General features: G+C 71.0%; 16 protein-coding genes. 8 read left to right on the top strand and 8 right to left on the bottom strand.

Annotation, left to right across the window (positions count from 1 at the left end):
• Positions 1-43: 43 nt before the first annotated feature.
• Positions 44-592 (bottom strand): LppP/LprE family lipoprotein, encoded by a 549-nt coding sequence (locus tag A5787_RS16595; protein ID WP_066968886.1) that lies wholly within the window; start codon positions 590-592, stop codon positions 44-46.
• A 97-nt stretch (positions 593-689) separates the two neighbouring features.
• Positions 690-1,184, bottom strand: a complete 495-nt coding sequence (locus A5787_RS27390) for a hypothetical protein (protein ID WP_156763978.1) — start codon at positions 1,182-1,184, stop codon at positions 690-692.
• 142 nt (positions 1,185-1,326) lie between these two features.
• On the opposite strand from A5787_RS27390, the gene A5787_RS16590 reads away from it, so the two are divergent.
• The 5 genes from A5787_RS16590 to A5787_RS16570 are packed head-to-tail and all read left to right on the top strand — an operon-like array spanning position 1,327 to position 7,784.
• Positions 1,327-2,997 (top strand): DEAD/DEAH box helicase, encoded by a 1,671-nt coding sequence (locus A5787_RS16590; RefSeq protein WP_066968872.1) that lies wholly within the window; start codon positions 1,327-1,329, stop codon positions 2,995-2,997.
• Positions 2,994-4,136, top strand: a complete 1,143-nt coding sequence (locus A5787_RS16585; protein ID WP_066968870.1) for an acyltransferase — start codon at positions 2,994-2,996, stop codon at positions 4,134-4,136. The genes A5787_RS16590 and A5787_RS16585 overlap by 4 nt, the downstream gene beginning before the upstream one ends.
• A gap of 45 nt (positions 4,137-4,181) precedes the next feature.
• The gene (locus A5787_RS16580; RefSeq protein WP_082977269.1) at positions 4,182-5,723 is read left to right on the top strand and encodes a DHA2 family efflux MFS transporter permease subunit; all 1,542 of its coding nucleotides are present in this window, start codon (positions 4,182-4,184) and stop codon (positions 5,721-5,723) included.
• Positions 5,724-5,734: 11 nt separating this feature from the next.
• A complete protein-coding gene (locus A5787_RS16575; RefSeq protein WP_066968868.1) occupies positions 5,735-6,541 on the top strand; it encodes a GNAT family N-acetyltransferase in 807 nt (268 codons plus the stop codon).
• A gap of 10 nt (positions 6,542-6,551) precedes the next feature.
• A complete protein-coding gene (locus tag A5787_RS16570) occupies positions 6,552-7,784 on the top strand; it encodes a lysine N(6)-hydroxylase/L-ornithine N(5)-oxygenase family protein (RefSeq protein ID WP_197507186.1) in 1,233 nt (410 codons plus the stop codon).
• A gap of 33 nt (positions 7,785-7,817) precedes the next feature.
• On the opposite strand, the gene A5787_RS28620 is transcribed toward A5787_RS16570, so the two are convergent.
• The 6 genes from A5787_RS28620 to A5787_RS16540 form a co-directional block, all read right to left on the bottom strand.
• Positions 7,818-13,121, bottom strand: coding sequence for a PE family protein (locus A5787_RS28620; protein WP_156763977.1), 5,304 nt, complete (start codon positions 13,119-13,121; stop codon positions 7,818-7,820).
• 336 nt (positions 13,122-13,457) lie between these two features.
• Positions 13,458-14,267, bottom strand: a complete 810-nt coding sequence (locus A5787_RS16560) for a sulfotransferase (protein ID WP_066968862.1) — start codon at positions 14,265-14,267, stop codon at positions 13,458-13,460.
• 19 nt (positions 14,268-14,286) lie between these two features.
• A complete protein-coding gene (locus A5787_RS16555; protein WP_066968861.1) occupies positions 14,287-14,889 on the bottom strand; it encodes a TetR/AcrR family transcriptional regulator in 603 nt (200 codons plus the stop codon).
• Complete coding sequence (locus A5787_RS16550; protein ID WP_197507182.1) at positions 14,889-16,130, bottom strand: cytochrome P450; 1,242 nt, start codon at positions 16,128-16,130, stop codon at positions 14,889-14,891. Before A5787_RS16550 ends, A5787_RS16555 begins: the two co-directional genes overlap by 1 nt.
• Before the next feature lie 103 nt (positions 16,131-16,233).
• Positions 16,234-17,601: an FAD-binding oxidoreductase gene (locus tag A5787_RS16545; RefSeq protein ID WP_156763976.1), complete on the bottom strand. Its 1,368-nt coding sequence runs from the start codon at positions 17,599-17,601 to the stop codon at positions 16,234-16,236.
• A 3-nt stretch (positions 17,602-17,604) separates the two neighbouring features.
• The gene (locus tag A5787_RS16540) at positions 17,605-18,855 is read right to left on the bottom strand and encodes an MFS transporter (protein ID WP_066968857.1); all 1,251 of its coding nucleotides are present in this window, start codon (positions 18,853-18,855) and stop codon (positions 17,605-17,607) included.
• A 61-nt stretch (positions 18,856-18,916) separates the two neighbouring features.
• Between A5787_RS16540 and A5787_RS16535 the strand changes: the two genes are divergently transcribed.
• The 3 genes from A5787_RS16535 (at position 18,917) to A5787_RS16525 (ending at position 22,038) form a co-directional block, all read left to right on the top strand.
• Positions 18,917-19,744: a uracil-DNA glycosylase gene (locus tag A5787_RS16535; protein WP_066968855.1), complete on the top strand. Its 828-nt coding sequence runs from the start codon at positions 18,917-18,919 to the stop codon at positions 19,742-19,744.
• Positions 19,741-20,859 carry an FAD-binding protein gene (locus tag A5787_RS16530; protein WP_066968853.1) on the top strand — a complete coding sequence of 373 codons (1,119 nt, stop codon included), beginning with the start codon at positions 19,741-19,743 and terminating at the stop codon, positions 20,857-20,859. The genes A5787_RS16535 and A5787_RS16530 overlap by 4 nt, the downstream gene beginning before the upstream one ends.
• 147 nt (positions 20,860-21,006) lie before the next feature.
• Positions 21,007-22,038: an LLM class flavin-dependent oxidoreductase gene (locus A5787_RS16525; RefSeq protein WP_066968880.1), complete on the top strand. Its 1,032-nt coding sequence runs from the start codon at positions 21,007-21,009 to the stop codon at positions 22,036-22,038.
• Positions 22,039-22,046 lie beyond the last annotated feature (8 nt).

Raw genomic sequence — 22,046 nt, 5'->3', positions numbered from 1 at the left:
GCCCTGGGCAGCCGGGGCAGCAGCTCACCACCGGCCCGCCCGTTCAGCCGCCGGGCTTGTTACCGATGAGCTCGACGCCGTTGCCGTTCCACCGGAACTTCACCGTGGTGGTCAAGCCGATCGCGCTGGGATAGGTGAGCGCGACGGTGTCGCCGGTGGTTTGCGACGGGTCGACCCCGTTGAACCCGTAGGTGTCGGGCACGCCTTGCGGGATGAACTGGCCGAGGTGAAACAGCACCGCCCGGGTCGAGGGATTGCCGGCGTTGGTGTTGGCCTTGATGATCACCGCCGACAGCTGAGCGCACTCGTTGTAGTTGCCGGCCAGCGGCTCGGGGTTCCAGGCCTGTTGGCTGCGCGGATCACGGGGCAGCTCCGAGACGACCTTGGCGATCGTGGGGGAGGCGAGGTTGACCGCGCACGGATCGGCCGGCGCCGGACTACCGGAGGGTGGGGCAGCGGCCGGCGTCGGAGTGGCGGGGGCCGTGATCGACGCCGTCTCGCTGGTTGTGGTCGCCTGCGGCGTCTTGGCGACGGTCGAATCTCCGGAGCCGCAGGCGGTCAACGCCGAAGACACAACAACGGCGAGGCCCATCAGCGCGCGATGAGTCAGCGAATACACATCGCGAAACCGTACCGTTAGCGGGCCCACGAGTGTGGCAGGCGCGGCCGAGGGCCCGCGGCGCAGCCGCTCACTCGTCGTGCGGCCGCCGCAGTTGGCCGTCGGTGATGATGTGCTCGGTGGCCCGTCGCCAGCACTCCAATTGGGTTGGGGTGGCCAGGGGTTCGGGCGAGTGCCGGCTTAGCTGCGTGCGAAGGATGAACATGCCCAGCACGAGCGGGTTGAGCGTCATCCAGGTCGGGTCGAGGCCGGGTTTGGCCAGCCCTTGTTCTTGCAGCTGGTCCAGTGCCCGCCGGCGACGGCGACCAGGGTGTCGAAGTCGCGCGTGCCGGTGCGGGTGGCGTCCACGAGCGCGCGACACCGGTAGTCGGCGACCTCGGCCTGGTCCGGTCCGCGATGTCGGCGGCGGGGTCGTCGGCCGGCGCCGATGGCAGGTGGCCAGCGAGGCCGTCAGCACCGTCGTCACATGGTCGTCGACGGCATGGATGAGGTCGGCCTCGGTGATGCAGTGGCGACCGGGTACCAACACGCCCGCCCATGACCATACGGTTGTATTGTCGCCCATGGGGCGCGCACTCCCGGGGTGAGCGCGCGCAGATGTACGGCCTCTGCGGCGTGTCGGCGTACAAACACGCGCGCTCGCGGTCCATCGGCCCGTCGTGCTCGGCTCCGCCGAGCCCGCGATCACCACTACACTCCTAGATGCGATGACCCTCCCCGACAGCCCACCCGAGGCTGCCTCTCCCACGTTCGCCGACCTGCAGATTCATCCTGCGGTCCTGCGGGCGATCGCCGACGTCGGCTACGAGGACCCGACGGCCATCCAGGCCGCGACGATCCCGCCGCTCATGGCCGGTTCCGACGTCGTCGGGCTGGCCCAGACCGGCACCGGCAAGACGGCCGCGTTCGCGATCCCGATCCTGTCCAAGATCGACGTGACCAGCAAGGCGACCCAGGCGCTGGTTCTGGCCCCCACCCGCGAGCTGGCCCTGCAGGTGGCCGAGGCGTTCAGCCGCTACGGCGCGCACCTGCCGCAGATCCACGTGCTGCCGATCTACGGCGGGTCGTCCTACGGCGTGCAGCTGGCCGGGCTGCGACGCGGCGCGCAGGTGGTGGTCGGCACGCCCGGCCGGGTCATCGACCACCTCGAGCGCGGGACGCTGGACCTGTCCCATCTCGACTACCTGGTGCTCGACGAGGCCGACGAGATGCTCACCATGGGCTTCGCCGAGGACGTCGAGCGCATCCTGTCCGACACCCCGGAATACAAGCAGGTGGCCCTGTTCTCGGCGACCATGCCGCCGGCGATCCGCAAGCTCACCAAGAAGTACCTGCACGATCCGGTCGAAATCATCGCGAAGGCGAAAACCGCCACCGCCGAGAACATTTCGCAGCGCTACATCCAGGTCGCCGGCCCCCGCAAGATGGACGCGCTCACCCGACTCCTCGAGGTGGAGTCGTTCGAAGCGATGATCGTCTTCGTGCGCACCAAGCAGGCCACCGAGGAGGTCGCCGAAAAGCTGCGGGCCCGAGGGTTTTCCGCGGCCGCGATCAACGGTGACATCCCCCAGGCGCAGCGGGAGCGGACCATAGCGGCGCTGAAAAATGCCAGTATCGACATCCTGGTCGCCACCGACGTGGCGGCCAGAGGCCTTGACGTGGAGCGCATCTCGCACGTCCTCAATTACGACATCCCGCACGACACCGAGTCCTACGTGCACCGCATCGGGCGCACCGGGCGGGCCGGGCGGTCCGGAACCGCGGTGCTGTTCGTCTCCCCGCGGGAGCGCCACCTGCTCAAGGCGATCGAGAAGGCGACGCGGCAGCCGCTCACCGAGGCCGAGCTGCCCACTGTCGAGGACGTCAACGCCCAGCGGGTGGCCAAGTTCGCCGACTCCATCACCGACGCGCTCGGCAGTCCCACGCTGGAGCTGTTCCGCAGGCTGGTCGAGGACTACGAACGCGAGCACAACGTACCGATGGCCGACATCGCCGCGGCGCTGGCGGTGCAGTCGCGCGACGGCGAGGCGTTCCTGATGGCGCCCGAACCCCCGCCCGAACGGCGCGAACGCCGGGAACGTCCCGATCGGGCCAACGAAAGACCCAGGCAGCCAAGGGACTTCGCCACCTACCGGATCTCCGTGGGCAAGCGGCACAAGATCGGCCCCGGCGCGATCGTCGGCGCCATCGCCAACGAGGGTGGCCTGCACCGCAGCGATTTCGGCCATATCGCCATCGGGCCGGACTTCTCGCTGGTGGAGCTGCCGGCCAAACTACCCAGGGCGACGCTGAAAAAGCTTGAGCAGACCCGCATCTCGGGCGTGCTGATCGACCTGCGACCGGACCGCTCACCGGGCAAGACCAAACCGCGCCGATGACCCTGTCCGAGGAACGGGACGCCCAAGGCGGACTCGAGCAGGTCGCCCACGTCGACCGCGTCGCGTCGCTGACCGGCATCCGTGCCGTCGCCGCCCTGCTCGTCGTCGGCACCCACGCGGCCTACACCACCGGCAAGTACACCCACGGCTACTGGGGCCTGGTCGGCTCGCGGCTGGAGGTCGGCGTGCCGATCTTCTTCGTGCTGTCGGGCTTCCTGCTGTTTCGCCCGTGGGTGAAGTCGGCCGCCACCGGTGGCCCGCCGCCGTCGCTGAGCCGCTATGCACGCCATCGGGTTCGGCGCATCATGCCCGCCTACCTCATCACCGTGTTGTTCGCCTACGTGCTCTACCACTTCCGCGAGGCGGGCCCGAATCCCGGGCACACCTGGCAGGGCCTGGTGCGCAACCTGACGCTGACGCAGATCTACTGCAACGGCTACCTCGGCAAGTATCTGCACCAGGGCCTGACGCAGATGTGGAGCCTGGCGGTGGAGGCCTCGTTCTACGTCGCGCTGCCGCTGCTGGCCTACCTGCTGCTGGTGCTAATCGCCCGGCGCCGATGGCAGCCGAAGGCGATGCTGGCCGCCCTGGCGGCGATGGCGCTGATCAGCCCGGGGTGGCTGGTCCTGGTGCACACCGATCACTGGTTTCCCGACGGCGCCCGGCTGTGGCTGCCCACTTACCTGGCCTGGTTCGTGGCCGGCATGTCGCTGGCCGTGCTGCAGGCGATGAGGGTGCACTGTTACGCCTTCATGGCCACCCCGCTGGCGCTCGTCTGCTACTTCATCGCCTCAACGCCCATCGCCGGCGCGCCCACCACCTCGCCCGCGACGCTGAGCCAGGCCATCTGCAAGACCGTGTTCTACGCCGTGATCGCCGCGCTCGCCGTGGCGCCGCTGGCACTGGGTGATCAGGGTGCGTATTCGCGGCTGCTGGCCAGCCGGCCGATGGTGTGGCTCGGTGAGATCTCCTACGAGATCTTCCTGATCCATCTCATCACGATGGAATTCGCGATGGTGTACGTCGTTCGCGCCCACGTCTACACCGGCTCGATGGGCTACCTGTTCATCGCGACGATGGTCATCACCATCCCGCTGGCCTGGCTGCTGCACCGTTTCACCCGGGTCAAGGACGGCTAGGTGGCCGGAGACGACGGGGATGGGGGGACAGCGCTTCATCCTCGGCTGACGCTGCTCGCGGTCTGCCTCGCGGTGTTCATGTTGCTGCTCGACATGACCATCGTTTCGGCCGCGCTCGCCAACATCCAGGCCACCCTGGACGCCGACCTGAGCGGACTGCAATGGGTGGTCGACGCCTACGCGCTGCCGATGGCCGGACTGTTGCTGACCGCCGCGACGTTAGGTGACCGACTGGGGCGGCGACGGCTTTATCTGGCCGGGATGACCGTGTTCACGCTGGCGTCGGCCGGCTGCGCGCTGGCCCGCAGCATCGAGACGCTCAACGCGTGCCGGGCGCTGCAAGGCGCGGGTGGGGCTGTCCTGCTGGGCGTTTCGTTGCCGATGGTGGCCGCGGCGTTCCCCGAACAAAAGGGGCGGGGCATCGCGATCGCGATCTACGGCGCCGTGATGGGTGCGGGCGCCGCCGTGGGGCCGCTGCTCGGTGGGGCGCTGGTTTCAGCGTTCGGTTGGGAGTCGATCTTCTTGATCAACGTGCCGATCGGGGTGGTGGCGTTGGCGATCGCCGTGCGGTTCGTCCCGGAAACCCGTGCCGCGCAGGACCGTCCGCTCGACTTGGTCGGCACGGCCGTGTTGTCGGCCGCGTTGTTCGCGGGCGTGTACGCGTTGATCGAGGGCAACCGCCGCGGCTGGACCGACGGGGTGATCCTGGCGCTGAGCGCGCTGTCCGTGTTGGGCCTGGCGGCCTTTGGGTGGTGGGAGTCGCGGGTGAGCGCGCCGATGCTCGACCTGCGGGTGGTGCGGCGCCCGGGTTTTGCGGGGGTGTCCCTGGCGGCGTTCGCCGCGGCCGGGACGCTGATCGCCGCGACCAACTACCTGGCGCTGTATTTCATGAATACGCTGGGGTACAGCCCATTTCAGTCCGGGCTGCGGGCGCTCCCGCTGACCGTCGCCTGCGTGCTGGGCGCCCCACTGGCCATGGCCGCCGCGCGCTATTTCCCGGCGTGGACCTCGATCCCGGGCGGCGTGGCGCTGATCGCGGTGGGGCTGTGGCTGATGACCGGGGTCGGGGAGAGCACGCAGTGGACGCACTTCATCGCGGGTTCCGTCGTGGCCGGGCTGGGCCTGGGCGGCCTATTCGCGTTGACGTCCGACATCGCACTGCAATTCGTGCCGGTCGCGGACGCCGGCATGGCGACCGGCGCGGTGAGCACCGTTCGCCAGGTCGGCATCCTGGCCGGCGTCGCGGGCCTGGGGGCCTTGTTCGGTCCCAGGGCGTCCGACAGCGCCACACATGAACTGGCTCAGCTCGGTGTCCTCGGCCCCGGCGCCGCACGCCGCCTGATCGACAGCGTGTCCGCCGGCGCGGGCCTGCGGGTGCTCGATTTCCTGCCCACCGAATACCGCCCCGCGCTACCGGCCATCGCGCGGGCGGCCCGTCAGGCTAGCGCCGCCGGAATGCAGGCCGCCCTGGTGGCCGCGGCCACCGCCGCCACCGCCGCCGCGGTCGCGACCGCGATCTTGATCGCGGTCGGCGCGCGCCGCCACGGAGAGCCCGAAATGCCGTTTGCTGAGGGCATGTCCGTGTAACGTTCCCATCCATGTTGGGCGATGCGGTCCTCATCCCTGCGACGGACAACAACCGTTACAGCGTCATAATCTCCAGCGACCCCGCAGACATCGAAGCCGCCCAGCGGCTGCGCTACCAGACGTTTGCCGAGGAGATGGGCGCGGCGCTACCGCAGGCCGTCCGCGGACCGCTGACCGGGGACCTGATCGACGTCGATCAGTTCGATCCGTACAGCGATCATCTGCTGGCCCGAGACGAGACAACCAGGCAGATCGTCGGGTGCTACCGGCTGCTGCCGCCCGCCGGCGCCCGGGCCGCCGGCGGCCTGTTCGCCGACACCACCTTCGACATCGGCGGCCTGAACGAGATCCGCGGCGAGCTCGTCGAACTCGGCCGCGCGACCGTGCATGCCGATCACCGCAGCGGGGCGGTGATGGGTCTGTTGTGGGCGGGAATCCTTCGGTATCAGGAAATCAGCGGCTACCGGTTCGGAATCGGATCGCTCTCGGTCCGGATGGAGGACGGCGGGCCGCGCGGCGCGCTGGTGCGGGGCGTGCGCGATGCGGCCCTGAGCGGGCATCAAGCCCCTGCCCAATACCGGGTTTATCCGCGAAATCCGGTGATGGTCAACGGATTGAGCCTTTCCGAGCTAACCGATCCGGGACGGGTGCGCATCCCGCCGATGGTGCAGGGGTCGCTGCGGATCGGCGGAATGATCTGCGGGGAGCCCTCCTACGATCCCGACTTCGACATGGCCGATTTCGTCGTCCTGATTGATAGGACCATGGTCCGCGAACGCTATCTGGAACGATTGGCGCGCTCTTATGCCCATTCCTGAAAAGACCGGCCTGCTGGGCGTCGGCTTCGGGCCGTCGAACCTCGCGTTCGCAATCGCGTTGAACGAACGCGGCTTGGCCGCGGTATTTCTCGAGCAGCAGCCCAAGTTCGGCTGGCACCTGGGGATGCTGCTGCCCCACGCGCGCATGCAAATTCCGTTCCTCAAAGACCTGGCGACCCTGCGAAACCTGCAGAGCAACTTCACCTTTCTGAACTACCTCGGCGAGCGCGGCCGGCTGGTCGAGTTCATTGGCCAGCACACGCTGTTTCCCAGTCGGATGGAGTTTCACGACTATCTCGAGTGGGCTGCGGCGGGGGTGGCCGCGGATGTCCGCTACGGTCATCGTGTCGTCGAAATCTCACCGGGCGAAACGGGGTTCGTGGTGCGGACCGACCCCGACCGCGTCATCCATGCGGCAACGTTGGTCTTGGCGACGGGCCTGCGCCCGGAGTTGCCCGCCGGTGTTGTCGAAACTCCCCGGCAGTGGCACAGCCACCGGCTGCTCGGTAATCTGGCCGCGCTGAACCCCTCTGCCCCAAAGCGATTCGCCGTGGTTGGTGCGGGTCAAAGCGCGGCCGAGGTGGTCGCCCACCTCCACGAGACCTACCCGCAGGCCGAGGTACATGCCGTTTTCGCCCGGTACGGCTACAGCAGCGCCGACGACACTCCGTACGCGAACCGAATTTTCGACCCGTCGGCGATGGACGAGTTTTATCGCGCCGACGAGCAAGTGCGCGAACGACTGCTCGATTACCACCGCTCAACCAACTATTCGGCGGTGGATCCGCCATTGATCGACGAACTCTATTCGCGCGAGTACGCCGAGCGGGTGTCCGGCGGTCGCCGGCTGTTCATGCACAATGCGTCCGAAGTCATTGCCACGCAGGAGTATCCGGACAAAGTGCGCCTGACGATCTCCCGCCTCATCGATTACTCCCGGACAGCGCTGGACTGCGATGCGGTGGTGTACGCGACGGGCTACGCCCCGATGGACGTGCGGTGCCTGCTGGGCGAGTTGGCCGGGCGCTACGAATTCGGCGCAGACGGGCGGCCCGCCGTCACCCGGGACTATCGGCTGGTACCCAAGGCGGGGGCACCGGGCGACATCTACCTCAACGGCGGCGTCGAGCACACCCACGGCCTGTCGTCGTCGCTGTTGTCCAACGTGGCGGTGCGCGCCGGGGAGATCGTCACCGCGTTCGAGACGCGCCGCCGGCTGAGGCCACACGCCGCGTCGGCGTAGTGCCGCGGCGACCTATCCCTCGGCGGCGGACTGTCACGGGAAGTTGCTGCCGGCTGAGCCGTCGCCGCCGGCCGTGTCGTCGGTGCCGGGTTGGCCGCCGGTGCCGTCGCCGGCGAGGCCGCCGGTGCCGTCGCCGCCCGCGCCGCCGATGCCGCCGTGCCCGGTGCCAGTGAGGCTGCCGGCGCCGCCGGCGCCGCCATGGCCGCCGGTACCGGAAGCGTTACCGCTGTTGACGCCGAAGCCGCCATTACCGCCGGCGCCACCGTAGGCGCCGCTGCCGGCGCCGCCGGCGCCGCCGACTCCGGCGTAGCCGCCGGTGGCGCTGGCGGTGACGGTGCCGGACGACGCGGTGACTTGGGCGTAGCCGCCGGCCCCGCCGACGCCGCCGGGAGCACCGGCGACGGTGCCATCGCCGCCGGCCCCGCCCGCGCCGCCGGTGGCGGTGCCGGTCACGTTGGCGCTGCCGGTGGCCAACACCTCGGCCCTACCGGCGGTGCCATAGCTGGCGTTGACGGCGTTGCTGCCGCCGTTGCCGCCGTACGCTCCGTGGCCGCTGTCGCCGCCGGCGCCGCCGATGGCGGTGCCGGCAGCGGTGGGCCTGCTGCTGAAGTTGCCGTTGGCGATGATGTCGGCCCCGCCGCCGGCGCCGCCGATGTGGCCGTCGAAGCCGGTGCCGCCGGTGCCGCCGGTGCCTGAGCCGGTGGCTTCGCCGCCGTAGATCCCGGCGGCGGTGGCGTCGCCTCCGGCGCCGCCTATGCCGCCGCCGCTGCCGGCCCCGCCGGCGCCGCCGGTCGCTCCGGCACCGACGGCGCCGCCCTCGTAGCGGCTGGTGACGGTGGCGCTGCCTCCTGCGCCACCCTGGCTGCCGGTGTCAGTGCCGGCTCCGCCGGCGCCGCCCTTGGCGGTGCTGTAAGCGGTGTACTGGCCGCCGACGAAGGTGGCGCCGCCTCCGGCGCCGCCCTGGCTACCGGCGCCGGTGCCATAACCGCCGGCGCCGCCGGTGGCTGAGCCGAACTCGACGACTCCCCCGTGGGGCGTGGTGATGGTGGTGTCGCCGCCGGCGCCGCCGATGCCGCCGGCGCTGCCGTTGCCGCCGGCGCCGCCGGTGGCGGTCATGCCGATGACCTGGCCTACGTCCTGGGAGGCGGAGGCGATAGCGTGGCCTCCGGCGCCGCCCTGGCTGCCGGCGCCGGTGGCGTAACCGCCGGCGCCGCCGGTGGCCGAGCTCTCACCGTTGAAGGACTGAGTGGTTGCGGTGATGGCGGCGTAGTTGCCGGCGCCGCCGATGCCGCCGTTGGTGGCGTTACCGCCGGCGCCGCCGGTGGCGGCGTCGCCACGGATGCTGGCGGAATAGGCGTCGGCGGAGACGAGGGCGTGGCCTCCGGCGCCGCCCTGGCTGCCGGCGCCGGTGCCGTAGCCGCCGGCGCCGCCGGTGGCTGAGCTGTTGTTGAGGTAGCCGGACCGGTAGGGACCGTTGGTTGCGGTTGCGGTGACAGTGGCGTAGCCCCCGGCGCCGCCGATGCCGCCGCCGCTGCCGGCACCGCCGGCGCCGCCGGCGGCGGAGACGAGACCGCGGTTGCCCACGGCACTGGCGTCGGCGGAGACGATGGCGTGGCCGCCGGTGCCGCCCTGGCTCCCGGCGCCGGCGCCGCCGGCGCCGCCGGTTGCGGTGGCGTCGGTGATGGTGCCGCTATTGGTCGCGCTGACCGTGGCGTAGTTTCCGGCGCCGCCGATGCCGCCGTCGGTGGCGTGACCGCCGGCGCCGCCGGTGGCGGTGCTGGTAGTGACGGAGCTGCCTGCGCCGTCGGCGGAGACTAGGGCGTGCCCCCCGACGCCACCGTGGCTGCCCGCGTCGCTGCCGTAACCGCCGGCGCCGCCGTGTGCGGTGGCGCCGGTGATGGTGCCGCCGTACGTGAACGTGTTGGGGTTGCCGGATTCGACTGTGGCGGAGCCGCCGGCACCTCCGATGCCGCCGCCGCTGCCGGCCGCGCCGACGCCGCCGGTGGCGGTGCTGTCAGTAACGGTGGCGGTGTCACCGAGGCTGGGGCTGAAGGCTTGGATGCTGGCGGCGCCTCCGGCGCCGCCGATGCCGCCGGCGCTGCCGGCCGCGCCGGCGCCGCCGGTGGCGGTGACGTCGCTGACGCTGGCGTTGGCGTTGGCTTGGATGACGGAGGAGCCTCCGTAGCCGCCGTGGCTGCCGGCGCCGCTGCCGTAACCGCCGGCGCCGCCCATGGCGGTGGCGCCGCTGACGTTGCTGCCAGTGTTGTAGGCCTGAACGAACCCGCCGCCGCCGTGACCGCCGGCGCCGCCCGCGCTGCCGTAACCGCCGAGGCCGCCCTTGGCGGTGCCGTCGGTAATGGCGCCGCCGCTTGCGCCGATGACGGCGGCGCCGCCGCCGTAGCCGCCGTGGCTACCGGCGCCGCTGGCGTTCCCACCGGCGCCGGCGGTGGCGGTGCCGGTGACGGCGCCGTAGACGTAGCTGGCAACCCTGGCGAATCCGCCGCCACCGGCGGTGCCGCCAGTGGTGGCGTTGCCGCCGACGCCGCCGGTGGCGGTGCCGGCAACGGCGGTGCTGTCGCCGTAAGCTCCGACCGCCGCACTAGACCTGATGCTGCCGCCGCCACCCAAGCCGCCCTGGCTGCCGGCGCCGCTGCCGTAGCCACCGGCGCCGCCGATGGCGGTGCCGGTAGCGGTGGCGCCCCCGTAGGAGCCGTAAGCGCCGGCCGACACCGTGGCGCTGCCGCCGGCACCGCCGATACCGCCGTCAAGGCCCGCCCCGCCGGTGCCGGCGGCGGCGTACCCGTCGGTGACGGAGCCGTAGGTGCCGGACGCGCGAATGTACCCGCGGACAGTGGCGTCGCCGCCAGCGCCGCCCTGGCCGCCGGCGCCGCTGCCGGCCGCGCCGGCGCCGCCGGTAGCGGTAGCGGTGTGGACGTCGCCGCCATTGCCGGCCTGAACATCGGCGTATCCGCCGGCGCCGCCGATGCCGCCGGTGCTGCCGGCACCGCCAACGCCGGCGTGGGCGTAGCCGTCGGTGATGATGCTGCTCGTGCCTGAAGCGATGACCGTGGCGTCGCCTCCGGCGCCGCCGAGCCCGCCGGTCGTGTTGCCGGCCCCGCCGGCGCCAGCGGTGGCGGTGCCGTTGGTGATGGAGGCGTGTCCGCCGCTAGTGATGACCCCGGCGCTACCTCCGGCGCCGCCGACGCCTCCTGGGCCGCCGTAGCCGCCGGCGCCGCCGTGCGCGGTGCTGGTAGTGACGGTGCTGCCGGAATAGCCGCCACCCAGGGCCTCAACCTGGGCCCCTCCGCCGTCACCGCCGAGGCCTCCGGTGCTGCCCGCACCGCCGATGCCGCCGGTGGCGGTGCTGCCGGCCGCGGTGCTCTGCGTCTGGGCTTCGACGGTGGCGTAGCCGCCGATGCCGCCGTGGCCGCCGGCGGTGCCCGCCCCGCCGTGGCCGGCGGTGGCGGTCGCGCCGGTGACGCTGCCACCACTGGCGGCCGCGACGCTGGCCGCTCCGCCTGCGCCGCCGATGCCGCCGTTGGCGCCCACGGCGCCGGCGCCGCCGGTGGCGCTGCTGTCGCTGATCGTGGAGGAGAATTGGTTGGCTTCGATGCTGGCCGAGCCCCCGGCCCCGCCGATGCCGCCGGTGGTTCCGGCACCGCCGTCGCCGCCGGTCGCGGTGCCATCCGTGAGGTGGCTATAGGCCCCGGAGAACATGGTGGCGTCACCGCCGTGCCCGCCGGTGCCGCCGTTGGTGCCGCCGGCCCCGCCGTGCCCGCCGACGGCGGTGCCGCTGACGGAGCTGGGCGTTGGGTTGATCGGCGTCGGGCCGATGAAGCGTTCGCCGTTGGCGAAGAGGGACGCGTCGCCGCCGGCGCCGCCGGCCCCACCCACCCCGGTGGTGCTGCCGGCGCCGCCGGTGCCGCCGCCACCGCCGGTGGCGGTACCGCTGGCGGTGCCACCGTTGATGCCCTGAACGGTGGCACCGCCGCCGCCACCACCGCCGCCGCCGCCGAAGCCGGCCACGGCGTCAGTGGCCACGCCGCCCGCACCGCCGGCCGCGCCGGCGCCAGCGGTGGCGCCGGTACCGATAGTTCCGCCGATACCGCCCTGGCCACCGTCGCCGCCGTCGCCGGCGCTACCACCCGTGCCGCCGGCCAGGCCGCCCTTGCCGCCGGTACCTCCCTGGCCCCCGGCCGCGCCGGCGGCGCCGAGGCCGCCCTGCCCGCCGATGCCGCCGGTGCCGCCCGTGCCGCCGTCACCCGTGGCACCAGTAGTCCCGAAGATTCCACCCGAGCCGCCGGCCCCGGCGAGGCCTCCGGTGCCACCGCCGCCTCCGTGACCACCGGTGCCGGCCGCGGTGATGGCCGTGCCCTGGACGCCTTGGGCGCCGACCCCACCGAGGCCGCCGGCACCACCACCGCCGCCGGCTCCGCCGGTGCCGACAATCCCGCCTGCGCCACCGCCGATGCCGCCCTGGCCGCCCTGGCCGCCCAGGCCGCCGGCCGCACCCGGCGCCGCCAGCGGGTCAGCGGCCGCGTCATACCCGTTGCCGCCCTGCCCACCGGCACCACCGGGACCCGCGACGCCCCCAAGCAGCTGATGGCTCGCACCGCCTGCCCCGCCCTGACCGCCCATCCCGGCGCCCGCGGCGGACGTGCCCGCGGCACCCAGGCCGCCGACACCGCCCGACCCGCCGCCGCCGTATGCGAACCCGCCGGCACCACCGGCACCGCCGGAACCGCCGGTCGCGCCGCTACCGGCAAAGGAAGTCCCGCCCGCCCCGCCGTTGCCGCCACGGCCAAACAGCACGGCCGATCCGCCGGCGCCGCCCGAACCACCATTGGGATTGGCGGCGGTACCGAGCGTGCCGGACCCGCCGTCGCCGCCATTGCCGTACAACCAGCCGCCGGGCCCGCCGGACTGCCCGGTCCCCGCCGCGCCATTGGCGCCGTCGCCAATCAGCGGGCGCCCCGTGAACTGCTGCACGGGCCCGTTGACCGCACTTTCCGCCCCTTGCGCCGCCGCCGCGATCGCCTGCAGCGGCGAGGCGTTGGCGGCCTCGGCGGCCGCATAAGCGAACCCGCCCGAACTCAACGCCTGCACGAATTGCTGGTGAAACGAGGCCGCCTGCGCACTTAGCGCCTGATACTGCTGCCCGTAGCCGCCAAACAGCGCCGAGATCGCCGTCGACACCTCATCCTGAGCCGCGACCACCAGCGACGTCGTCGACGGCGCCGCCGCCACATTCGCCGCACTCAGCGCTGACCCGACCCCGGTCAGCTCCCGGGAGGCGGAAGCCAACACATCCGGCGACGCGAAAACAAACGACGACATAACGGCTCCCATCGCCCTGAGCACGGGCGGACGACCTCAGCGAAAAACGAACGTTTTCAGCACCTGGCGGACTCTACGCTCGATGGGCAGTATGTCTACCGCGAGTTTGCAAACTTAAGTCATCGAATTGGGGCCAATTCCAAAATTCGATTTGGTCCCCTCGGGCAAGCATCGGGCAGCAAAGCACCGCGAAAACGAACGACGACATCTCGGCTCCCATCGCCCCGGGCATGGCGGGGCCTGAAGGCCGAATATCAGGCGGCCGAGCGCCGGTTCGATCCGGGAGGGACTACGGCAATTTCCGGGTGGGTCGGTGGGTGACTACTGCAAATTGCGTCATACGACCCGCAGCCCTGCGGGGATTCGCTGTGGGTCGCGCCAGAACGCGTCGCGCAGGAAGCGGTTGAACAGGTCTGGTGGCAGCAGCGTCTCGCGGGGTTCGGCTTTGACGGTGCCGCGCACGGTGTGTAGGCCGGGTGTGCCGGCGCGTTCGTCGAATTCGGTGACGTCGTAGTCGACGTGGTCGAAGTCGTGGTCGAAGGCCGGTTCGCCGAGGAAGGCGTAGATGGCGTGCATGGTCTTGGCGGGGTCGGTGGTCAGGGTTTCGTATTGGATCAGCATCAGGCGGTCCCGTTGGGCGCCGTAGCAGGCTTGTTTGAGGGCGTCGTAGGGGCCGCCGACCATGCCTTCGGGGGCGATCACGCTTTTGGCGCGGGTGTAGACGGTGCCGCCGGCGCTGTAGTTGAAGATCGATGACGGGCTAAAGACGTTGCGTTGGATCAGGCGTTCGATGCTGTCGACTACCCAGGCCAGATCGCGTACGCAGGCGATTACTTTCGCGTCGGGGAACAGCCGGGAGACCGCGGGCATCCAGCCGCACCAGAAGCGGTTGGTGTCGAAGATGACCTCGGCGGGGCAGTCGGAGTAGAAGTCGTTGAACAATCCGCGCAAGATGCGTTCGCGCTGGGTGTCGTCGATGAAGACCGAAAATTCGTTGCGGGCGCTCATTTCGCCGAGCAGGGCGCCGAACAGCCCGGCCAGTGGGCCCGACATCCCGGCCTGGAACCGCGGGTTTTGCCGCAGTAACGCGGCCAGCAACGTCGAGCCGGAACGCGGCAGGCCCGAGATGAAATGGATGGATGCCACGGCGCACTCTCCGACCTACCTAGCCCTGTGATGTCGGCATGTTAACCGATCGCAGATCGACCGGCGCCACGATCGGGACGACGAACTCCTCGATCATCGCCCGCTCGTGGGCCTCGTCCCGCCCGGGGTACATCAGCAGCGACGTGAGGACCCGCACCACCCAGCGGGCCCGGCGCTCCACGGCGGCGGCGTCTTCCGGACCGAGCGAATGGACGAAGGCCGCGGCCAACCCGGTGATCACCTCGGAGTGCCCGGCCAGCTCGCCGCCGACCGGCGGGCGGCTGATGGCGAACCACGCTGAGAGCGCAGGGCTTTCGCGAACCATCCGCAGCGCCGCGGTGATGCTCGCTACCAGCCGTTGGCGCGGGTCTTCGACGCCGTCGATCTCCTCGGCGATCGCGCGGCCGAGCCGGCGCGTCTCGCGGTGCACGTAGGCGGTCCGCAGCGCCTCGCGGTTCTCGAAGTACCGGTACAGCGTCGCGCGGGAACACCCTGCGGCCCTGGCGATTTCGTTCATGCCGATGGAGGCCTGGTCCCGCTGCGTGTACAGCTCCTCGGCCGCGTCGAGTATCCGGTCCGCGGCCACTTCGCTACGGTGCGCCCCCAGCCAGTCGCCGGCCATCAGGCGTTCACCCGGATCGGCACCGACAGCGGCCGGCGCACATAGCTGCCGCCCGACCACACGATCCCGGGCTCGTCGACCTCGAAATCCGGGCAGCGGGACAGCAATTCGGTGAGCGCGACCCGCGATTGCATGCGTGCCGCGGCCGCGCCGAGGCAATGGTGCGCGCCGTGGCTGAAGGTCAGGATGTTGCGGGGGCAGCGGGTCACGTCGAGTTCGCCGGCGTCCGGCCCGTATTGGCGTTCGTCGCGGTTGGCCGACCCGTACAGCAGCAAGACCTTGCGGCCGGCCGGCACGGTGGTGCCGTTGATGGTCACGTCGCGGGTGGCGGTGCGCGCCAGCCCCTGCACCGGCGACGTCAGCCGCAGCAGCTCCTCGACCGCGTCGGGGATCAAACCTGGGTCGTCCACCAAACGCCGCCGCTGGTCGGGGCGCTCGTGCAGCAAAGGCATTGAGCCACCCAGCATTCCGGTGACGGTGTCGTTACCGCCGGTGACCATCGTGAACGTAAACGCCAGCACGGACAGGGTACCGGCGATGTCGCCGTCAGCGCCCACCCCGGCGGCGACCAGGTGCGAGATCGTGTCGTCCTCGGGCTCGCTGCGGCGCCGCTCGATCAGCCCGGTGAAGTACGCCATCATCGACCCGATGGCCTCACCGACGGTTTCCAGCGCCGCGCCGATCCCGCCGTCCGCGGTGTTACCCGCGACGATGGTCTCGGTCCAGCCGTCGAACTGCGCCCGATCCTCCTCGGGCACACCGAGATAGTGCGCCACCACCATGGACGGCAGCGGTTTGAACAGCTCGGTGACGACGTCGCCGCCGCCCTGGGCGCGCAGCCTCTCGATGCGCTCGATGACGAAGTCGCGCACCTTGGACTCCACCGCGTCCACCTGCCGCGGGGTGAAGCCCCGCGACACCAGCTTGCGAAACTCGGTGTGCACGGGGGGATCCTGCATCACAAACGGGGGGTTGTCGCGCAGCCCGATGAGGTCCAGCTCGCCGTAGTTGACGGTGAGGCCCTGCGCGGAGGAGAAGGTTTCGTGGTCGCGGGCCGCCGCCCAGACATCGGCGTGCCGGGACAGCACGTAGTAATCGTCGACCGGCCTGCCGTCGGGCACGACGTGGTGCACGGGGTCGTGGTCGCGCAGCGCCCGGTACATCGGCCAGGGAGCGGGCCAGGTGTCGGCGGTGGCGAGCCGGAACGCCGCCGGCGCTTCATGAGACATAACCGCAGCCATGTCTCATTCGTACGACAACTTGAACGGTCTGTCAACCGCCGATTGTGCATCTCACGACGGGACACGCCGCAAACGCGTCGCACAACGCACGCTCGGCGCCAAGTTAAATCGCCGCGCCGGGGTTCAGGATGCCCAGCGGGTCCAGCGCGCGCTTGATTCTCTGGTTCAGCTCCATCACGTCGGGCCCCAGGTAGCCGTCCAGCCAGGGCCGCTTCAGCCGGCCGACGCCGTGCTCGCCGGTGATCGTGCCGCCCAGGCCGACGGCCAGCTCCATGATCTCGCCGAACGCCAGATGCGCGCGCTCGGTCATCGCGGCGTCGGCGGGGTCGTACACGATCAGCGGGTGGGTGTTGCCGTCACCGGCGTGGGCGATCACCGAGATCATCAGGTCCCGCTGCACCGCGATCCGCTCGATGCCGGTGACCAGCGACCCCAGCGCCGGCAGCGTCACCCCGACGTCCTCGAGCAGCAGCGACCCCTTGGCCTCCACCGCCGGGATGCAGAACCGGCGGGCGGCGATGAAGGCCTCGCCCTCGTCCGGATCGTCGGTCGAAAACACCTCAGTCGCACCGTTTTCCGCGAACACCGCGGCGATCACCGCGGCGTCCTCGCCGGACGCCCGCCCCCGTTCGTCGGAGCCGGCCACCAACATCGCGGCGGCCCCGCGATCCAGGTCCATGCGCAAGGTGTCCTCGACGGCGTTGATCGCCACCGAATCCATGAACTCGAGCATCGAAGGGCGCAGGCGCGCAACGGTTCCCAGCACCGCGTCGACGGCCGCGGAGACCGACCCAAACGACGCCACCACCACGCTCGACGTGTTCTGCGCGGGCAACAGCCGCAGCGTCACCTCGGTGACGACGCCCAAGGTGCCCTCGCTGCCGACGAAGAGCTTGGTCAGCGACAGCCCCGCGACGTCCTTCAGGCGCGGACCACCGAGGCGCACCGCGGTGCCGTCGGCCAGCACCACCTGCATGCCGAGCACGTAATCGGTTGTGACGCCGTACTTCACGCAGCACAGCCCGCCGGCGTTGGTGGCGATGTTGCCCCCGATGCTGCAGATCTCGAACGACGACGGGTCGGGCGGATACCACAACCCATACGAGGCGACGGCCTTCTTCACCTCGGCGTTGAACAGCCCCGGCTGGCATACCGCGGTGCGGGTGACGGGGTCGACGGTGATGTCGCGCATCTTTTCCGTCGACAGCACGATCCCGTCGTCCAGCGCGGTCGCCCCGCCGGACAGGCCGCTGCCGGCGCCCCGGGTCACCACCGGCACCCGGTGCGCGGTGGCCCAGCGCAGCACCGTCTGCACCTCCTCGGTGCGCCGCGGCCGGACCACGGCCAGCGGCTTGCCGGCCGACGGATCGAAGGCGCGGTCCTGGCGGTAGCCCTCGGTCACGGTCGGATCGGTGACGACCATCCCGTCGGGCAGGTCGGCGATCAGGCTGGCCAGCATGTCCACGCCCAGATTTTAGGCCCCGGAATCCGCGGCGAGTTCCGGCGCGCGGTCCAGCTCGCGCAGCGAGGGCAGGCCGCACGCGATAACCCCGATCACCAGGATCGGCACCGCCAACGCCAGGAACGTGACGCTCAGCCCGGCGGCGTCGGCCAGCGGACCCGCCACCAGCAAGCCCAACGGGCCCGCGGCGTACATCAGCCCCGTCATCACCCCGACCACCCGGCCACGCAGATGGTGCGGGGCCCGGGTCTGCATCACGTAGTTGTAGATCGGCTGGATCGGCCCGTAGACCAGGCCGGTCACCGCGCACAGTGCCAGGATCACCGGCAGCGGCGGCAGGAATGCGATGCCGGCCGTCGCGGCCCCGAAGGTGAGCGTCGCGGTCAGCAAGGCCGTCCGCCGCCGCGTGCGTTGCGACAGCACGGCGTAGCCGAGCGCCCCCGCCACGCCACCGACCCCGAGCGCCATCAACACCCAGCCCAGCTGCGCGGGCTGATGATGGTCGGAGAAGTACTTGGGGAATAGCACGCTTTCCATCGGCAGGTACAGCGCGGTGACGGCCAGGTCGATCAATCCCAGCGTGCGCAGCACGCGCAGGTTCCAGACAAACCGCAGCCCGTCGGCGATACCGGACACCAACCCGTCGGGTCGCGTGGCGTGGTGTGGCTTGCCGGCGCCCTCGAGCCGCAGCGCGCCAATCGCCAGGAAGGACAACCCGAATAATCCCGCGGTGACCCACATCGTGTTGATGCCGCCGACCGTCGCGATCATCAACCCGCCGATGCCCGGTCCCAGGATGTACGCCAGGTTCAGCACCGCCTCGTAGATGCTGTTGGTGCGGTCCAGCGACCAGCCCGCCCGGTCGGCCGCCTCCGGCAGCATCGACTGGCGCGCCGTCATCCCGGCCGGGTCGAAAGCCGCCGCGCAGCAGGCCAGCGCGGCCAGCTCGACGATAAACATCGGGTTGGCCGCGTCGCCGCCGAACAGCCAGGCGGTCAGCGGCACGGCGGCCACCGCCGTACCCGACAGCGAATCGGAGACGAGCGAAACCCGCCGGCGCCCGAAAAAGTCCACCGCTGTGCCGGCGACCAGCGTGGAGAACACCAGTGGCACCGTCATCGCGGCCGCCACGACCGACGCGTCCTTCGCGCTGGCGTGGTGCTGCAACGCCAGCCACGGGAACGCGACGATCGAGATGCCGGTACCCGCGGTCGCCGTCAGCGTGGCGAACAGGATCAGAACCGCTGGGCCGCTGCTTTTCATGGGATATCGCGGCTGAATGTAGCGCCAAAGCGCTCGGTGCGGCGACCGATTTTTCGCGCTCATGCAGGATGTTCATGTGCTCGTCCACCCGAATACCGGCCAAAAGTTCGCGTCTCCGGTGGCGCCCGGCACCGGATGGCCGGGGGATCCGGCCACGCCTGAGACGCCGGTGGCCGCCGACCCGACGCAAGTCGCCGCGCTGGCGGCCCAGGCCGGTTCGATACCGCAGCTGGACGCCGTCATCAGCGTCTGCCGCGCCTGCCCGCGGCTGGTCGCCTGGCGCGAGGAGGTCGCCGCCGTCAAGCGCCGGGCCTTCGCCGACCAGCCCTACTGGGGGCGGCCGGTGCCGGGCTGGGGGTCGGAGCGGCCCTGGCTGCTGATCGTGGGGCTGGCACCCGCCGCGCACGGCGCCAACCGGACCGGGCGCATGTTCACCGGCGACCGCTCCGGCGACCAGTTGTACGCGGCGCTGCACCGGGCCGGGCTGGTGAACCAGCCGACCAGCGTGGACGCCGCGGACGGCCTGCGCGCCAACGGGATTCGGGTCTCCGCCCCGGTGCGCTGCGCGCCGCCGGCCAACGCGCCGACGCCGGCGGAGCGGGACACCTGCTGGCCGTGGCTGCAGGCCGAATGGCGGCTGGTGTCCGAGCATGTCCGCGTGATCGTGGCCCTGGGCGGATTCGGCTGGCAGATCGCGCTGCGGCTGCCGGGGCTGTCCGGCCTGCGCAAGCCGCGGTTCGGCCACGGGGTCGTGGTGGAGCTCGAATCCGGCGTGCGATTGCTCGGCTGCTACCACCCCAGCCAGCAAAATATGTTCACCGGTAGGTTGACTCCGGAAATGCTCGACGACGTCTTCGCTGAAGCTAAGAAACTGGCAGGAGTTACGTGACCGATATCCTGGTCTCCGGTGCGAGTGTGGCCGGCACGACGGTCGCGTATTGGCTTGCCCGCCATGGCTATTCGGTCACCGTGGTGGAGCGCCATCCCGGGCTGCGCCCGGGCGGGCAGGCCATCGACGTGCGGGGCCCGGCGCTGACGGTGCTCGAACGCATGATGCTGCGGTCGGCCGCCGACCACGTGCGGACGCGGATCCGGGGGGCGTCCGTCGTCGACGCCGAAGGCAACGAGCTTTCCGGGGGCACCGAGTCGACGCCCACCGGCGGGCTCATCGCCAGCCTCGACATCGAGCTGCTGCGCGATGACCTTGTCGAATTGCTTTATGACGCAACCAAACTCAATGTCGAGTACATGTTCGACGACAGCATCGCGGCGCTGGAGGACGACGGTAGCTCGGTCAAGGTGACGTTCGAGCACGCGGCCGCGCGCAGGTTCGATTTGGTGATCGGAGCCGACGGTTTGCACTCCAATGTGCGCCGGCTGGTCTTCGGCCCCGAGGCGCAATTCATCGAGCGGTTGGGCACCCACGCGGCGATCTTCACCGTGCCGAACTTCCTCGACCTGGACTACTGGCAGACCTGGCATTACGGCGACAACACCATGGTCGGCGTCTACAGCGCGCGCAACAACACCGAGGCGCGGGCCATGGTCGGCTTCATGGAGGCCGACCTGCGGATCGACTACCGGGATACCGAGGCGGTGTTCGCCGAGCTGGAACGGCGCATGGCCGACGACGGCTGGGTCCGCCCGCAGCTGATCGAGTACATGCGGAGCGCGCCGGATTTCTACTTCGACGAGATGTCGCAGATCAAGATGGACCGCTGGTCGAAGGGCCGGGTGGCCCTCGTCGGCGACGCCGGCTATTGCTGCTCCCCGCTGTCGGGCCAGGGCACCAGCGTCGCGCTGCTGGGCGCCTACATCCTGGCCGGCGAACTCGCGGCCGCGGGGGACGACTACGCGCTCGGTTTCGCCAACTACCAGAAGGAATTTCAGGACTACGTCAAGCGAAACCAGTGGCTGGTGATCGACAACATCCCGGGGGGTGCGCCGATCCCGCAGGAGGTGTTCGACCGCATTGTCAACTCGATCACCCTGAAGGGCTACTGAGCCGGCTTTGAGTGTGAAACCTTGGCTTTGCGTGTGAAGCCTGGGCGAGAAAGCGGCCGAAATCCCGCCCTGTGGTCACACCGAATGCCGTGAGCGCACACTCGACGGCCCGGGAACGTTTGCGTGCCCACCGGCGTTGACGGCATCGTGCGACTTTCCGTGCTTGACCTCGTCCCGGTGCGTACGGACCAGACGACCGCCGACGCGCTGGCGGCCACCGTGCAGCTGGCGCAGGCCGCCGACCGGCTGGGCTTCACCCGCTACTGGCTCGCCGAACACCACAACATGCCGTCCGTCGGGGCCACCAGCCCGCCGGTGCTGATCGCCTACCTGGCCGCGCAGACCACGCAGGTGCGGCTCGGGTCGGGCGGGGTGATGCTCCCCAACCACGCGCCGCTGGCCGTCGCCGAGCAGTTCGCGTTGCTGGAGGCGGCCGCCCCGGGCCGCATCGACCTGGGCATCGGCCGGGCGCCCGGCTCCGACCCGGTCACCTCATACGCCCTGCGCGGCAGCCGCGGCGATGAAGACGTCGAGAACTTCCCCGAATACCTCGACGACGTGGCCGCGCTGATGAGCGCGCGCGGCGTGGTGGTGCCACTGCGCTCGGGGGACTACCGGCTCAAGGCGACCCCGGCCGCGGCCAGCGAGCCGCGGCTGTGGCTGCTCGGGTCGTCGATGTACTCCGCACACCTGGCCGCGGCCAAGGGGCTGCCGTACGTGTTCGCGCACCACTTCTCCGGCCAGGGCACCGAGGAGGCCCTTGAGGTCTACCGGACCCGGTTCCAGCCGAGCGCCCTGACTCCCGAGCCGGTGACGTTCCTGACGGTCAACGCCGCGGTGGCCGAAACCCGCGACGAGGCAACGGCTTTGATGCTGCCCAACCTGCAGATGATGGCGCGGCTGCGCACCGGGCAGCCGCTCGGGCCGGTGCCGCTGGTCGAGGAGGCCGAAGTCGCCCAGCTCAGCCCGGAGCAGCAGCGCATCGTGGAAAGCGGATTGAAGCGCGCCGTCCTCGGCACGCCGCCAGAGGCCGCCGAGCAGGTGCGGGATCTGGCCGCCCGGTTCGACGTCGACGAGGTGATGGTCCACCCCGTCGCGTCGGCCCACCTCGGCACCGATCCCGCCACCGCGCCCGCCCGGGTCGCGACGCTGGAGTTGCTCGCGAAAGAGCTCTTTTAGCCCCGGCG

It is taken from the genome of Mycobacterium sp. 852002-50816_SCH5313054-b (assembly GCF_001667185.1).
Classification (GTDB): Bacteria; Actinomycetota; Actinomycetes; order Mycobacteriales; family Mycobacteriaceae; genus Mycobacterium.
This window is presented reverse-complemented; position numbering and strand designations above follow the sequence as displayed.